Raw genomic sequence first — 13509 nt, forward strand, 5'->3', positions numbered from 1 at the left:
CATGAAACTGAACACCCTGACCCTGATCGCCGCCCTCTCCGCCAGCGTGCTGGCCCCGGCCCTGCACGCCGCCCCCTTCACCCCGGAGCAGGAGGCGCGCATCAAGGAGCTCATCCGCGAGACCCTGGTACAGAACCCCAAGATCCTCGACGAGGCGGCCGAATCCTGGGAGAAGCAGAATGCCGCGGCCCAGGAAGCCCAGCTCGGCGACGTCATCAAGGGCAATCAGGACGTGCTGTTCAACAGCGCCACCAGTCCGCGCCTGGGGGCCAAGAATCCCAAGCTGACTCTGGTGCTGTTCACCGATTACAACTGCCCCTACTGCAAGCAGTTCGATCCCGAAGTGACCAAGCTGCTCAAGGCCTACCCGAACGATCTGGGGCTGGTGATCAAGCTGTTGCCGTTCAAGGGGCAGACCTCCGCCAAGGCGGCCCAGTACAGCCTGACCCTGTGGCAGCAGGACCCGGCCCGCTTCCTCCCCCTGCACGACAAGCTGATGAGCAAGCAGGGTATGCTGACGGAGGCAGACATCAACAAGGCGCTGGCAGCCACCGGCAACGTGGCGCTCAAGCCTGATGCCAAGGCCAGCGAGGAGCTGCGCAGCAGCTTGCGCATCGGTACCCTGCTCGGTGTGCAGGGCACGCCGGCGACCCTGATCGGCAATCAGCTGGTGCCGGGCGCCCTGCCCTATGAACAGCTCGAACAGCTGGTCAAAGCCGAACTGGCCAAGCGGAGCTAAGCCATGGTCGAGAACGTGCATCCCAAACCGCCACGCTGGCGGCGTTGGGGCAAAGAGGCGCTCTGGCTGCTGCTGATGGCGCTCATCGTCTCCACCCTGCTGGATCTGTGGCGCAGCCCCAGCCTGCCGGACGGGGCCATGCAAGCCCCTATCACCCTGCAGGATGGCACCCGCACCGACCTCGCCACCCTGAGCCAGGGTCAGCCCCTGCTGGTCTACTACTGGGCCAGCTGGTGCGGGGTCTGCCGCTTCACCACCCCGGTGGTGGAGCAGCTATGGCAGGAGGGCGGCAACGTGCTGACGGTGGCGCTGCGCTCCGGCAACGACACCCAGTTGCAACAGGGCATGAGCAAGAAGGGGCTCGGCTTCCCCACCCATAACGATGAGCAGGGCAATCTCGCCGCCCGGTGGCAGGTCGGGGTCACCCCGACCTTCCTCATCGTTCGGGATGGGGAGCTGGTGAGCAGCACCACCGGCTGGAGCAGCCGCTGGGGACTCAAGCTGCGGCTCTGGTGGGCCAGCTGGTCGCTCCCCGCCTGATCCTGCAATGAAAAGAGCCCGGTCGCAGGACCGGGCTCTTTTATCTGACGGCAAACGCTCACCGGATGGTGGCTTCCTCGCGGCGGATCCCGCTATTGCGCGGCCTCCATGACCCGCTTATCCAGGTTGGCCTTGATCTCGGCCCGCTCGGACTCCCCAATTACCCCGTCCCCGTTCTTGTCCAGACGCGCAAACAGCTTCTCCTGACGGGCCATGAACTGCGCCTTGCTGGTGTCCCGTCTCGGCTTGAGCTGCGCCATCCGATCCGGCACCGGCTTGCCCGCCTGCTTCATCACACCCTCTATCTTGGCCAGGGCGGCCTCCTTCTCGGCGACGGAGATCACGCCATCCCCGTTCTTGTCCTGTTGGGCGAAGCGCTGCTCGGCCCGCTCCATGAACTGGGCCTTGGTGATATCGCCCATCAAGGGGGTGGAGGGCAAGGTATCGGTGGCAAAGGCAGCGCTGCTGCAGAGCGCGAGGGCGAGAAGACAAGGTTTGAACATGGCGATGATTCCTTATGCTGACCCGACAGGCCGGGCCCTGAATAATGAGACTCAAACCAAGCGCCAGCCAGGCACCCGGTACCGCAGTTGGGCAACGGGGCGGACAAAGAGTTCCGGCCGCCATCCCTTCTGCCATTGTAGCCCCGCCACCGAGTCCCATTCCCTCATCACTTTTTGCGCAAGAGCGCCGCACGCTCGTGGCAGTAGTGCCGGCTTTCCGTTAAAATGGCGAGTTTTTACCACGCCTGGTTCCCCAAGCCCCTCCGGCGCCAGCCTTGTGACTCTGATGATGCCAGTGATGCAGGATCTGCCATGAACAACTACTTTCGGGTGCTGGGCGTCAAGTCCAACGCCAGCGAAAACGACATCAAGAAAGCCTATCGACGGCTCTCGAACCAGTTCCACCCCGACAAGCTGATTGGGGCGAGTGAAGAAGAGAAAGAGCAGGCCGCCATCCGGCTGCATCAGGTGAAGAAGGCCTATGAAGTGCTTTCCGACCCCAAGGCCCGCGCCGCTTTCATCAAGGATTTCAACAACGTCATCGTGACCGATCCCGCTGCTGCCATGCAGGAGATGTGGGACCAATTTTACCCCTGAGGCTGATATGCAAAAAAAATGGGACCAGGCGCGGCTCAAGGCGCTGCAAAGCGATGCCGGCGAAAACATCGAATCCTACCGGGATCAGGATCAGCCCAAGGCGCTGGAACAGTTCACCGGCAAGATGAAGGCCCTGCTGCTGGCGGATATCAGCATGCTGGAGTTCATGCCCGAATACCTGCCGCTGGCCCTCTATGGCCGGGTGCAGTTCCCCCCCAAGGCCAAGCTGGAGTGGGCCAAGTGGCTCGCGAGCGGCGTCCAGCCCGACTGGGATGCGTTCAAGGTGTCGGTGGCGTTCAACAACGCAGACCTCCCCCTGGTCAAGGCAGTGCGCGCCCAGAGCGAGGATCAGCTCATCGAGGCCTGCGCCGTGCTCTATCTGCTGGACAACCCGCAGCCCCGCGGTGGCCGTCATGCCGATGACGACTATGAGTTGCGCGACGAAGATGACGAGGACGGGGAAGATGCCGACGCCGATTATCATGGCGGCAATGGCGAGGAAGACGATCAAGACATGTACGACGAAGTACGTTTCTAACTTGAGGCAGAGCATGAGCAACAGTCTGATAGAAATTACCGCCATCGAGATCAAAGAGCTGGCGGTGATCGAGCCGAAACAGGCCAGCGAGAAGTTCGAACTGATCGCCAAGACCATGTCTGACGAGCAGTTGGCCGAAGTCATTGAAAATATTGATATCGTCACCCTGACCCAGATCAACGGCCAGCACGACATCTCCTTCCCGTCCATCATCTCCGAGCTGATGACCCCGGAGCGGATCCGCGACATCGTCTGCCAGCAGCCCCTCTACTGGGAAGAGGCCATCAAGAACAACGCCGACGAGCTGCAGCAGCACACCTTCGATTTTCTCAACTACCTGATCCGCACCCAGGACAGCGAGGCCAAGCAGCGGGAGATCCTCGAGTGCATCGCCGAGGATCCCGCCGGCCTCTTCTACCTCGCCATCCCCTTCATCGAGTTCTACCGGGGCGATCGCTATGAGGATGACGAAGGCTATGGGGACGTGTTGCACGCCGAAGAGGAGGATCTCGAGGAGTCCCTGCGCTACAGCGAGCGCCAGCAGGCCGAGGGCACCCACGACTACTCCCTGGATGACCCGAGAAGCCTGTTGATGCTCATTCGCGAGCAGGCCCCCGAGGTGGAAAAAGCCATCAAGGCCCTGCTGCGCAGCGAAACCTCCTCCTGGGATGGCATCATCAACAAGTTCGCCGCCGAACTGGTGATGCAGGCCAAGGAGAAGAACAAGGTCGAGGAAGACGAGTACGGCGACGTCGACGACATGTTCAGCTTCCTGGATTGAGGTAGAGACCCATGCAACTCGTCATTCGTGAGGCCAATGAAGGCCCCTTCCTCAGCCAGGTGCTGCGCTTCGGGCGCGACAACGAACGCTTGAGTCAGCAGCAGCTCGCCGCCATCAAGGGCAAGGCGGTGCTGATGAGCCTGAAATTCGCCGACAAGTACTACAACAAGTACAAGATGCACCTGCTCGAACAAGCCGCCCACGACGTCATCGGCGTGGTGAGCCTGGGGCTGCAGGAGCTCTCCGGGCGGGACGTGGCCCGGGCGCTGGCCCTGCTGCAGGCGCCGGAAGGGCCCATCAAGCCGTTCCAGAAGGGCTGGTCCATGCTCATCACCGTCAGCCCCAAGCAGGCGGGCAACAGCCTCTACGGGGACGTGGATGCGCGGCTCTTGGACAAGATCTCGAGCCCGCCGGACGTGGAGGAGTGGCAAGGCTGGCAGGAGTACGAGAAGGCCCTGGCCGAGCACAACAAGTCCCGGCTGATGGGGCTGCTGGACGGCCACTTCTTCGCCTATGACAACGATCACCCCACCATGGAAGACAAGCTGGCGGAGGCCCTGCTCTATCGCATCCTGTGCGGCAAGGGCAGTGGCGCCGCCCCGCTCAAGGTGAAACAGGATCTCAAGCGTCGGCTGGCACGGGATATCGTGCTGCAAGATGCCTGGCTGGAGCAGGATTATATCGCCGCCCAGCTGGCACTGCTGCTGGCCGAGCTGCCCGCCGACATGGCCGACGCCCTGCGCCAGGAGCTGAGCCCGGGCTTCGTGTCCAATCTGCTGCACACCTTGAACTTCGTGCGCCAGTATCAGCAGTTGCAGCAGGAGAACGCCTCGCCGGAGAAGCTCGACAACATGGAGATGCGTGCTGGTCTCAAACACCCATTGCTTGGCTGGCCCCTCTACCACGACTTCTAGGGATGCTCCCCTTGCCCCAGGACTCCATCACGCCCGGCTCGCCGGGCGTGATGCTATCCGGCCTCGGCCAAACTACCCCCTAAGCGTCATAGGCCTGCAGTTTGTCAGGGTTATAATGGCTCCTTTCCACCGGCAGCAGGGGCCAGCCATGAGCAGAAAACCCGACCGCATCACCGCCATGCAGCAGATCATCGACGCCGTGAAGGCAGAGTTCCCGCTCTACCAGCCGGACACCTTCAAATGCGGCCCGGACAACACCTGCATCGGCTGCCCCAAGAAGCTGATGGAACTGGTGGATACGGATCTTTGCTACTGGCAATACCAGATCGATCGCGGCATCCCGCCGACCTTCGACGAGCTCTACAGCTTCGGCAAGATGTGCAAGAACATCCGCCGGGCCCTGGTGCGCAATGGCCGCCTCCCCGCCTGATGCTCTATGAACCACTACCTTATGGTGATTTCACAGATCGTTTCAGCTATCGGGATTAGAAATACCCTGATGGAATAAGGCAGAGACGATAATGTGCAATAAAACAAGCCGATCTCGGGTCTAGGTTCAAGGGCCCTCAGTGGCTCACGCTATGCTCATCTCTCAATTCAGGAGGACACGCCATGACTCAGGAAAGGATCCAGACCCGCTACCCCTTGGGCGGCCCCTTCGCTACCCAAAGCGCACTCAAGCAGGCCATCAGCCAGGCCATCGAGGCCCACAAGCGGGACTTCTTCCCCCTGCTGGAGCGGCTGGTGGACGTGGGGGACACCCGGGTCAACTTGAGCCAGGAGAACCCGCTGCGAGTGCTCAGCATCGAGCTCGCTGATGATGCAGCTGGGGGTATCGCCCAACTCAACTACGAATCCAACTTCGCCGAGAGCTGCCTGATTATCAACGAATACGACCAGCACCAGACCAGCCTGGCTTTCAGCCTCGACGGGGACGAGCTTGTCTTCGACGTCGAGCTGCCCATTGCGTGGAATTTCAATAACTAAAGGGTCAGGGGGGATGCCACTTGGCTGCTACCCTGACCTACCGGTTCCCCTCACCCTGGCCCTCTCCCAAGGGGAGAGGGGACAGTATCGCACCAGCTTCCAGCCGTAACAGTCATTCCATACACCTGTGGTTATTCCAGACTGTCAGACTCCTCCCCCATCTCACCCTCGGCCAAATAGCTACGTCCAGTCACGCAGCCACCATAGTCCTAACTAACTGAGTCTGAGCTCCCTTCTCCCCTCGCAGGAGAAGGGTTGAGGAGGGGGCAAGCCATCACAAAAGAAGTTATCGACCAGCACCAGAGCGTTGAATCGAGTAGGAGCAAGTAGGGTCGATTAGCGAAGCGTAATCGGCTGTACCACAATCTCGGTGGTTATGGACTTAGAGATCAGTTGAAATTCCTACAAAAAAGTGACAACTGGTTTTCACTATTGTCTGATTACGCTGCGCTAATCAGACCTACGGCCCTGTTTGCCAGCCAGTGAATTGAGGATTGCCTACGGGTTGGGAGACGGTTATTTTACTTCGGATTTGATCAACAAGGCCGCGACTAGCGTGAAAAACGTAAAATAATTGAAAATAATATTTCATTAATAGGGTGACAATTGAAATGAAAAAACATATTGAGTTAGGAGTGTTATTGCTGGTATTTAGCACTACCTCATGAACGAAAGAGCTTGCCCCACAAGAAACAGTTGCTTATAAAACATGTGATAGGGATGTTTCATTTTATGTAGAAGTCGCAAATAAAGGGAATGCTGAAGCGCAGTATTGCCTTGGTGTGAAGTACAACTCAGGCAATGGAGTGCAGCTTGATTTTAATCAAGCTAAGGAGTGGTATGAAAGAGCAGCTAACCAAGGGGATGCTGAAGCTCAATCAAGTATTGGTATGTTGTATCTCAACGGTAGTGGCGTAAAGCAGGATTACAGTCAAGCTAAGGAATGGCTCGAAAAATCAGCTAAACAGGGAAATGCCGAAGCTCAATTTTTTTTAGGCTGGATGCATGATAACGCAGATGGGATGTCGCCGGATTACGAGCAAGCAAGAAAATGGTATGAAAAAGCAGCTAACCAAGGGTATGCTAAAGCTCAACTAAATATTGGGATGTTGTATTACAACGGTAGTGGCGTAAAGCAGGATTACAGTCAAGCCAAGGAGTGGTTTGAAAAATCAGCTAAACAGGGAAATTCAAAAGCTGAATTCCTTATCGGTTCTATGTATTTTCTTGGCGAAGGCGTAGAAGAAAATTACAATCAAGCGAAGAAATGGTATGAAAGATCTGCAAATCAAGGAAATTCCGACGCGCAACGCTCACTAGGGCTAATATATGAAAAAGGTATTGGCGTAAAGCAAGACCACACAAAAGCTCAAGAACTGTACAATAAAGCAGAAGCGCAAGATCGCTTAAAAAAAATTCTGTCTTCGATGTAAGACAAACTCAAAGGTAGCTGATTGTTTTGGATAGATTCACTATCTAAATAGAAAGGGCGCTTTCGCGCCCTTTTAATATTAATTACCCTTCCTGATTTTCCCCCACTACCGGCTCGGCGCCGGTCACCGGTTCAATCTCTATTCTGTCCACCCGCTGCAAGCCGCGGGGCAGCTTGGCGCCGCGGCGGCCGCGCTCGCCGCGGTAGTAGTCGAGATCAGACGGCTTGAGAGTCAGCTTGCGCTTGCCGGCGAACAGGGTCACCGACTGGCCCTGCGGGATCACGGCGGCCATCACCACAAACTCCTCCCGCGCCTTCACGCGAGCGGACGGGATGCTGATGAGCTTGTTGCCCTTGCCCTTGCCGAGCACCGGCAGGGTATTGAGCGGGAACAGCAGCATGCGGCCCTCGTTGGAGATGGCCATGCACAGATCAGTTTCCGGCGAGCCAATCTTCTGGGGCGCCATCACCAGGCCCCCTTCCGGCACGCTGAGCAGCGCCTTGCCGTTCTTGTTCTTGCCGATGAGGTCGTCGTAGTGGCAGACAAACCCGTAACCGGCGTCGCTCGCGATCAGGTACGGCTCGCCTTCGTTGCCCATCACCAGATGACGCACCTCTTCGCCTGCGCCCAGCGCGAAGCGGCCGGTGAGCGGCTCGCCCTGGCTGCGGGCGGAGGGCAGGGTATGGGCCTCCAGCGCATAGGTTCTTCCTAAGGTCGAGAGGAACACCGCCTGCTGGTTGCTGCGCCCGAAGGCGTGGGCGAGATAGCTGTCCCCCGCCTTGTAGGAGAGCCCCTCCACGTCCACGTCGTGGCCCTTGGCGGCGCGTACCCAGCCCTTGTCGGAGAGGATGACGGTGACCGGCTCGCTCGGGGTCAGCTCTTTTTCGGTGAGCGCCACTGCGGTGGCGCGCTCCACCAACGGGGTGCGGCGATCGTCGCCGTACTTCTCGGCATCCGCCAGCAGCTCTTTCTTGAGCAGGGTGTTGAGACGACGCTCGGAGCCCAGGATGAGTTCCAGCTTGTCACGCTCCTCGGCCAGCTCGCTTTGCTCGGCGCGCAGCTTGAACTCTTCGAGTTTCGCCAGATGGCGCAGTTTGAGCTCGAGGATAGCTTCGGCCTGGGTCTCGCTGATGTTGAAGCGCTCCACCATCACCTTGCCCGGCTCATCCTCGGTGCGGATGATCTCGATCACCTCGTCGATGTTGAGGTAGGCGATGAGCAAGCCTTCGAGGATATGCAGGCGGGCCAGCACCTTGTCCAGGCGGAACTGCAGGCGGCGACGCACCGTCTCGCGGCGGAACGTGATCCACTCGGAGAGGATCATCTTGAGATCTTTCACCTGGGGGCGGTTATCGAGCCCCAGGATGTTGAGGTTGACCCGGTAGTTCTTCTCCAGATCCGTGGTGGCGAACAGGTGGGCCATCAGCCCCTCCACGTCCACCCGGTTGGAACGGGGGATGATCACCAGACGGGTCGGGTTCTCATGGTCCGATTCGTCTCGCAGGTCGGTGACCATGGGCAGCTTCTTGGCCACCATCTGGGCGGCGATCTGCTCCATGATCTTGGCGCCGGAGGCCTGATGGGGCAGCGCCGTGATGACGATGTCCCCATCCTCCTCGCTCCAGACCGCCCGCTGCTTGATGGAGCCCTTGCCGGTCTCGTAGATTTTGCGGATGTCGTCGCGGGGGGTGATGATCTCGGCGTTGGTCGGATAGTCCGGCCCTTGAATATGCTGCATCAACACATCCAGACCGGCGTTTGGGTTGTCCAGCAGCTCCGCACAAGCATAAGCCACTTCCCGAGCGTTGTGGGGCGGGATATCCGTCGCCATGCCCACCGCGATGCCGGTCACCCCGTTGAGCAGGATGTGGGGCAGACGGGCCGGCAGCACCACGGGTTCCTTCATGGTACCGTCGAAGTTCGGGGTCCACTCCACCGTGCCTTGGCCGAGCTCTGAGAGCAGTAGCTCGGAGAAGCGGGACAGCCGCGCCTCGGTGTAACGCATGGCGGCGAAGGATTTGGGATCATCCGGCGCCCCCCAGTTGCCCTGACCGTCCACCAGCGGGTAGCGGTAGGAGAAGGGCTGGGCCATCAGCACCATGGCCTCGTAGCAGGCGCTGTCGCCGTGGGGATGGTACTTACCCAGCACGTCACCCACGGTACGGGCGGATTTCTTGTGCTTGGAGAGGGCCGACAGCCCCAGCTCGCTCATGGCGTAGATGATGCGCCGCTGCACGGGCTTGAGGCCATCGCCGATGTGCGGCAGGGCCCGATCCATGATGACGTACATGGAGTAGTTCAAGTAAGCCTGTTCGGTAAAGGTGCGCATCGGCTGACGCTCTACCCCATCCAGACTGAGCTCGATAGCATCACTCATAGGTTTTTCTCATGCTAGGGTGCGCCCTCGGGGGGCACACCTGATATGCGGATCGGCAAATGACCGATGGCTTAGATGATGGCAAGGTTGCCCTTCTCTTCCAGCCACTCGCGGCGATCGGAGGCGCGCTTCTTGGCCAGCAGCATGTCCATCAGTTGCAAGGTCTCGTCCCCCTCTTCTCCCCCGTCATCCATGGTGAGCTGTACCAGACGGCGGGTGTTGGGATCCATGGTGGTTTCCCGCAGCTGCTTGGGGTTCATCTCGCCCAGGCCCTTGAATCGGGTCACCATCACCTTGCCCTTCTTCTTCTCCGCCTCGACCCGCTGCAGCACGCCGTTCTTCTCGTCCTCGTCGAGGGCGTAGAAGACCTCCTTGCCGATGTCGATGCGATAGAGCGGCGGCATGGCCACATAGACGTGACCCTGCTTGACCAGGGTGCGGAAATGCTTCACGAACAGGGCACACAGCAGGGTGGCAATGTGCAGACCGTCCGAGTCCGCATCCGCGAGGATGCACACCTTGCCGTAGCGCAGGCCGGAGAGATCGTCCGAATCCGGATCCAGACCGATGGCCACCGAGATGTCGTGCACCTCCTGGGAGGCGAGCACCTGGCCGGCCTCCACCTCCCAGGTATTCAGGATCTTGCCGCGCAGGGGCATGATGGCCTGAAACTCGCGATCCCGCGCCTGCTTGGCACTGCCGCCCGCGGAGTCACCCTCCACCAGGAACAATTCCCCTTGCATGGGATCGGCGCAGCCACAGTCGGTAAGCTTGCCGGGCAGAGCAGGACCCTGGGTGATTTTCTTGCGCACCACCGTCTTGGCGGCGCGCATCCGGCGCTGGGCGCTGGAGATGCAGAGCTCCGCCAGCTGCTCCGCCAGCTCGGTGTTGCTGTTCAAGTAAAGGCTGAAGGCATCCTTCACCACCCCGGAGACAAAGGCCGAGCTCTGGCGCGACGACAGTCGCTCCTTGGTCTGACCGGCGAACTGCGGATCCTGCATCTTGATGGAGAGGATGTAGGCGCAGCGATCCCAGATGTCTTCCGGGGTGAGCTTGACCCCGCGCGGCAGCAGGTTGCGGAACTCGCAGAACTCGCGCATGGCGTCGAGCAGCCCCTGGCGCAGACCGTTGACGTGGGTACCGCCGAGCGCGGTGGGAATGAGGTTCACATAGGATTCGGCGAGGCATTCGCCCCCCTCCGGCAGCCAGCACAGGGCCCAGTCCACCGCCGACTGCTCGGTGCTGAAGGTGCCGACGAAGGGCTGCTCCGGCAGACAGGTGAACTGCTTGACCGCATCGACCAGGTAATCCTTGAGGCCATCCTCGTAGCACCACTCGAGCTTGATGCCGGTGTTCTTGTCCAGGAACTTGATGGTGAGGCCGGGGCAGAGCACGGCTTTGGCTTTAAGCAGGTGCTCGAGCTTGGAGACCGAGAAGCGCGGCGAGTCGAAATAGCTCGCCTGGGGCCAGAAGCGCACCCGGGTGCCGGTGTTGCGGCGCCCGCAAGTACCCGTGATGGTCAGCTCCTGCACCTTGTCGCCGCGCTCGAAGGCGATGTCATAGACCTGGCCGTCCCGGCGTACCGTCACCTCGACCCGATCGGACAGGGCATTCACCACCGAGATGCCCACCCCGTGCAGACCGCCGGAGAACTGGTAGTTCTTGTTGGAGAACTTGCCACCCGCGTGCAGCTTGCAGAGGATGAGCTCGACCCCGCTGACCCCTTCCTCCGGGTGGATGTCCACCGGCATGCCACGGCCATCATCGATCACCTCGAGGGACTGATCCTCGTGCAGGATCACCTCCAGATTGCGGGCATGTCCCGCCAGCGCCTCGTCGACGCTGTTGTCGATGACCTCCTGGCCGAGGTGGTTGGGCCGGGTGGTGTCGGTGTACATGCCGGGGCGACGACGCACCGGTTCGAGGCCATTGAGAACCTCGATGGCATCCGCATTGTATTGAGTAGACATGGAGGGCCTTGCGAATTGACGTTTGGGGAGAATCTTACTCGCTGAGCGGGGCTGGGACAAACCCGTCTGTGGCAAAGGGTGATCCAGAGGGGCCAAGTCACCCCGACTGGCGGGATTCAGCGGGCTTCGGGGGTGCCAGGCAGCGCCAATTGCAACTGGGATAGCGAGCATTGCAGCCGCCACACCAGCCCCGCCAGTGCCTGGGCCGTCGGTTCGGGATTGGTGGCCAGCCCCTGGCTGATGCGCCCCAGTTCGGCCAGGGTGCGCGTCAGGGCATCATGCTGCACCCCGCCGGCATCCAGTATCCCCTTGAGGGAGCGAAGGCAGCCGTCCCGTACCAGGTAGAGCGCCGGATCCCGGCTCTGCCACTGGCGCAGTTGCCAGACGATGTGGCTGCAGTTGAGCAGCACCACGCCCCAGCGCAGCCCCCAGATCCTGGCGCCCTGATCCGTCCCCTGACCGAGCTGGCCGATGAGGTGATAGATCCTGGACTCGAACTCGGGCTCGCTCTGGTGCGGGCGGGATCTGAGCTGATCCATGAAATCGAGCCGCAGGCGGCGGATGAGACGCCGGCTCTTGCGAGAGTCCGAGCTGGGTCTGAGGATCTGGAACGCCAACCCGGCCACCATGACCCCCAGCACCTTGGCGATGCTGTCGTTGACGAAGCCCTGATAGTCGTAGCTCGGCGGATTGGTGATGGCGAGGAAGGAGCCACAGAGCACGATGAGCTGGCCCCAGAGCGCCGCCGAGGCGGGCCGCTGCAGCTTGAGCATCTGCATGGTCATCAGCGCCGGGAACAGCAGGGCGCAGAAGACCCAGAAGTCATCTATCTGGATCATCAGGCCGAACTTGATGGCAAAGCAGGCGAGGCTCAGCAGCAGGATGGCGTTCTGCATGTTGCCTATCCCCTTCAGGGGCGCCGTCCCGGACGAGTAGAGCACGCAGCAGATGGAGAGCATGGTCAGCGCCGACGCCCCCGAATCCCACTGGGTGTTGATCCAGAAGGCGCAGCCCAGCACCACGCTGGCGAAGGTGCGAAGACCGTTGTAGGCCGCCTCCAGGCTGTCGGTGTGGCTGGTGAGCGAGCTGTGACGCGGCGGCGTCGGCCACTCCTGCCCCTCGTAGCGAGCCAGTCGGCTGAGCCAGCGCTGGCACTCCAGATAGGTCCAGCAGAAGACCCGCAGCCGCCGCCAGAAGGTCTGCAGCCGATAGTCGTCGGAGCCCATGGCCAGGGGGGCCAGCAGGCGGGCGATGCGCACCTTGTCGCAATCGGGATCGCTCAGGGCATTGAGCACCTCGGCGAGCAGCGGCTGCAGTTGTGCCTCCTGCTCCGGCAGGTTGTGCAGCATGCGGCGCTGGCCCGAGAGCAGGCTGACCATGCGCAGCTGGCGGTGCAGCAGGAAGTTGAGCAGCTTGTTGTGGCGCCTGAGCCGGTGGTGGCTCCAGACCGCCTGGATGCGCAGCAGGTTCAGGGTCAGGATCTGGCCTATCACCCCCTCGTGGGCACTGCGCACGTCGGCGCTCGCCTCCCCCAGCCAGAGCAGTCTGGCGTGTTCCAGCAACCGGGCCTGGCTGCGCTGCAGGGAGGCCAGCAGGGTCTCGCCATCCGAGGTGCTCGGCAGGATCATCATCATCAGGCCGCCACAAAGAATGCCGGTGATCACCTCGCTCACCCGCGCCTGGGCGATGTCGAAGATGTGGCGGGGATCGTCCACATTGACGCAGGCGAAGGCGATGATGGCCGCCGTGTAACCCGCCAGGGCGAAGGTGTAGGAGACGTTGTTCTGATAGTGGTTGGAGACGTAGGTGCAGAGTCCGAGCCAGAGCGCGATGAGGAAGGTGAAGAGCCAGGGGTCGGCAAGGCCCAGACCGGTCAGCATCACGGCGGCCATGGCGCCGATGAGGCTGCCCACCACCCGCCCCAGACTCTTGCTGATGACGCCGCCGACGGTGGGAAAGCTCACCACGGCGGCGGAGGTCATGGCCCAGTAAGGGGAATCCAGCTCCAGCACGAAGGCCAGCCAGAGCGACAGGCACATGGCCAGGCTGTTGCGCAGGGCGTAGCGCCACTGCCCCTCATTGGCCTGGCCCCAGGGGGTGCGCCGCCAGAGGGATGCTCCGGCGTTCATC

Annotated in this window: 12 protein-coding genes and 1 pseudogene; 9 read left to right on the forward strand and 4 right to left on the reverse strand. The window is 61.0% G+C overall.

Going from position 1 to position 13509, the window contains the following annotated elements; translation table 11 throughout:
* Position 1: 1 nt before the first annotated feature.
* Entirely contained in the window at positions 2 to 739 is a 738-nt protein-coding gene (locus tag ACW5W7_RS09885) for a DsbA family protein (protein WP_456501569.1), read from the forward strand.
* Positions 740 to 742: 3 nt separating this feature from the next.
* Entirely contained in the window at positions 743 to 1279 is a 537-nt protein-coding gene (locus tag ACW5W7_RS09890) for a protein disulfide oxidoreductase (RefSeq protein ID WP_456501570.1), read from the forward strand.
* A gap of 92 nt (positions 1280 to 1371) precedes the next feature.
* Here ACW5W7_RS09890 and ACW5W7_RS09895 read toward each other — a convergent pair whose 3' ends face one another.
* Positions 1372 to 1782, reverse strand: coding sequence for an EF-hand domain-containing protein (locus tag ACW5W7_RS09895; RefSeq protein WP_456501571.1), 411 nt, complete (start codon positions 1780 to 1782; stop codon positions 1372 to 1374).
* Between the two features lie 312 nt (positions 1783 to 2094).
* Here ACW5W7_RS09895 and atcJ point away from each other — a divergent pair, with 312 nt between their 5' ends.
* The 7 genes and pseudogenes from atcJ to ACW5W7_RS09930 all read left to right on the forward strand — a co-directional run.
* Positions 2095 to 2379 carry a cold adaptation protein ActJcold adaptation protein ActJ gene (atcJ, locus tag ACW5W7_RS09900; RefSeq protein WP_349919844.1) on the forward strand — a complete coding sequence of 95 codons (285 nt, stop codon included), beginning with the start codon at positions 2095 to 2097 and terminating at the stop codon, positions 2377 to 2379.
* A 7-nt stretch (positions 2380 to 2386) separates the two neighbouring features.
* On the forward strand, positions 2387 to 2917 hold the full coding sequence (gene atcA / locus ACW5W7_RS09905) for a cold adaptation protein AtcA (RefSeq protein WP_456501572.1): 531 nt from the start codon (positions 2387 to 2389) through the stop codon (positions 2915 to 2917).
* Between the two features lie 13 nt (positions 2918 to 2930).
* Positions 2931 to 3698, forward strand: a complete 768-nt coding sequence (gene atcB, locus ACW5W7_RS09910; RefSeq protein ID WP_349919848.1) for a cold adaptation protein AtcB — start codon at positions 2931 to 2933, stop codon at positions 3696 to 3698.
* An 11-nt stretch (positions 3699 to 3709) separates the two neighbouring features.
* A complete protein-coding gene (atcC, locus tag ACW5W7_RS09915; RefSeq protein ID WP_456501573.1) occupies positions 3710 to 4612 on the forward strand; it encodes a cold adaptation protein AtcC in 903 nt (300 codons plus the stop codon).
* A 178-nt stretch (positions 4613 to 4790) separates the two neighbouring features.
* On the forward strand, positions 4791 to 5042 hold the full coding sequence (locus ACW5W7_RS09920) for a hypothetical protein (RefSeq protein WP_349922576.1): 252 nt from the start codon (positions 4791 to 4793) through the stop codon (positions 5040 to 5042).
* 182 nt (positions 5043 to 5224) lie between these two features.
* On the forward strand, positions 5225 to 5599 hold the full coding sequence (locus ACW5W7_RS09925; protein WP_456501574.1) for a hypothetical protein: 375 nt from the start codon (positions 5225 to 5227) through the stop codon (positions 5597 to 5599).
* Between the two features lie 770 nt (positions 5600 to 6369).
* A pseudogene (locus tag ACW5W7_RS09930) lies at positions 6370 to 7032 on the forward strand (tetratricopeptide repeat protein); the annotation flags it as partial.
* Between the two features lie 82 nt (positions 7033 to 7114).
* On the opposite strand, the gene parC reads toward ACW5W7_RS09930, so the two are convergent.
* The 3 genes from parC to ACW5W7_RS09945 form a co-directional block, all read right to left on the reverse strand.
* On the reverse strand, positions 7115 to 9409 hold the full coding sequence (gene parC / locus ACW5W7_RS09935) for a DNA topoisomerase IV subunit A (protein ID WP_456501575.1): 2295 nt from the start codon (positions 9407 to 9409) through the stop codon (positions 7115 to 7117).
* 71 nt (positions 9410 to 9480) lie between these two features.
* On the reverse strand, positions 9481 to 11379 hold the full coding sequence (gene parE, locus ACW5W7_RS09940; protein WP_456501576.1) for a DNA topoisomerase IV subunit B: 1899 nt from the start codon (positions 11377 to 11379) through the stop codon (positions 9481 to 9483).
* Between the two features lie 116 nt (positions 11380 to 11495).
* On the reverse strand, positions 11496 to 13508 hold the full coding sequence (locus ACW5W7_RS09945) for an FUSC family protein (protein WP_456501577.1): 2013 nt from the start codon (positions 13506 to 13508) through the stop codon (positions 11496 to 11498).
* Between the last annotated feature and the right edge of the window lies 1 nt (position 13509).

This window comes from Aeromonas intestinalis (assembly GCF_054052485.1).

What these genes read in the sequence shown, in the direction of transcription:
- ACW5W7_RS09885 (WP_456501569.1), top strand. Translation starts at nt 2, where the DNA reads ATGAAACTGAACACCCTGACCCTGATCGCCGCCCTCTCCGCCAGCGTG.
- ACW5W7_RS09890 (WP_456501570.1), top strand. Translation starts at nt 743, where the DNA reads ATGGTCGAGAACGTGCATCCCAAACCGCCACGCTGGCGGCGTTGGGGC.
- ACW5W7_RS09895 (WP_456501571.1), bottom strand. Translation starts at nt 1,782, where the DNA reads ATGTTCAAACCTTGTCTTCTCGCCCTCGCGCTCTGCAGCAGCGCTGCC.
- atcJ (WP_349919844.1), top strand. Translation starts at nt 2,095, where the DNA reads ATGAACAACTACTTTCGGGTGCTGGGCGTCAAGTCCAACGCCAGCGAA.
- atcA (WP_456501572.1), top strand. Translation starts at nt 2,387, where the DNA reads ATGCAAAAAAAATGGGACCAGGCGCGGCTCAAGGCGCTGCAAAGCGAT.
- atcB (WP_349919848.1), top strand. Translation starts at nt 2,931, where the DNA reads ATGAGCAACAGTCTGATAGAAATTACCGCCATCGAGATCAAAGAGCTG.
- atcC (WP_456501573.1), top strand. Translation starts at nt 3,710, where the DNA reads ATGCAACTCGTCATTCGTGAGGCCAATGAAGGCCCCTTCCTCAGCCAG.
- ACW5W7_RS09920 (WP_349922576.1), top strand. Translation starts at nt 4,791, where the DNA reads ATGCAGCAGATCATCGACGCCGTGAAGGCAGAGTTCCCGCTCTACCAG.
- ACW5W7_RS09925 (WP_456501574.1), top strand. Translation starts at nt 5,225, where the DNA reads ATGACTCAGGAAAGGATCCAGACCCGCTACCCCTTGGGCGGCCCCTTC.
- parC (WP_456501575.1), bottom strand. Translation starts at nt 9,409, where the DNA reads ATGAGTGATGCTATCGAGCTCAGTCTGGATGGGGTAGAGCGTCAGCCG.
- parE (WP_456501576.1), bottom strand. Translation starts at nt 11,379, where the DNA reads ATGTCTACTCAATACAATGCGGATGCCATCGAGGTTCTCAATGGCCTC.
- ACW5W7_RS09945 (WP_456501577.1), bottom strand. Translation starts at nt 13,508, where the DNA reads ATGAACGCCGGAGCATCCCTCTGGCGGCGCACCCCCTGGGGCCAGGCC.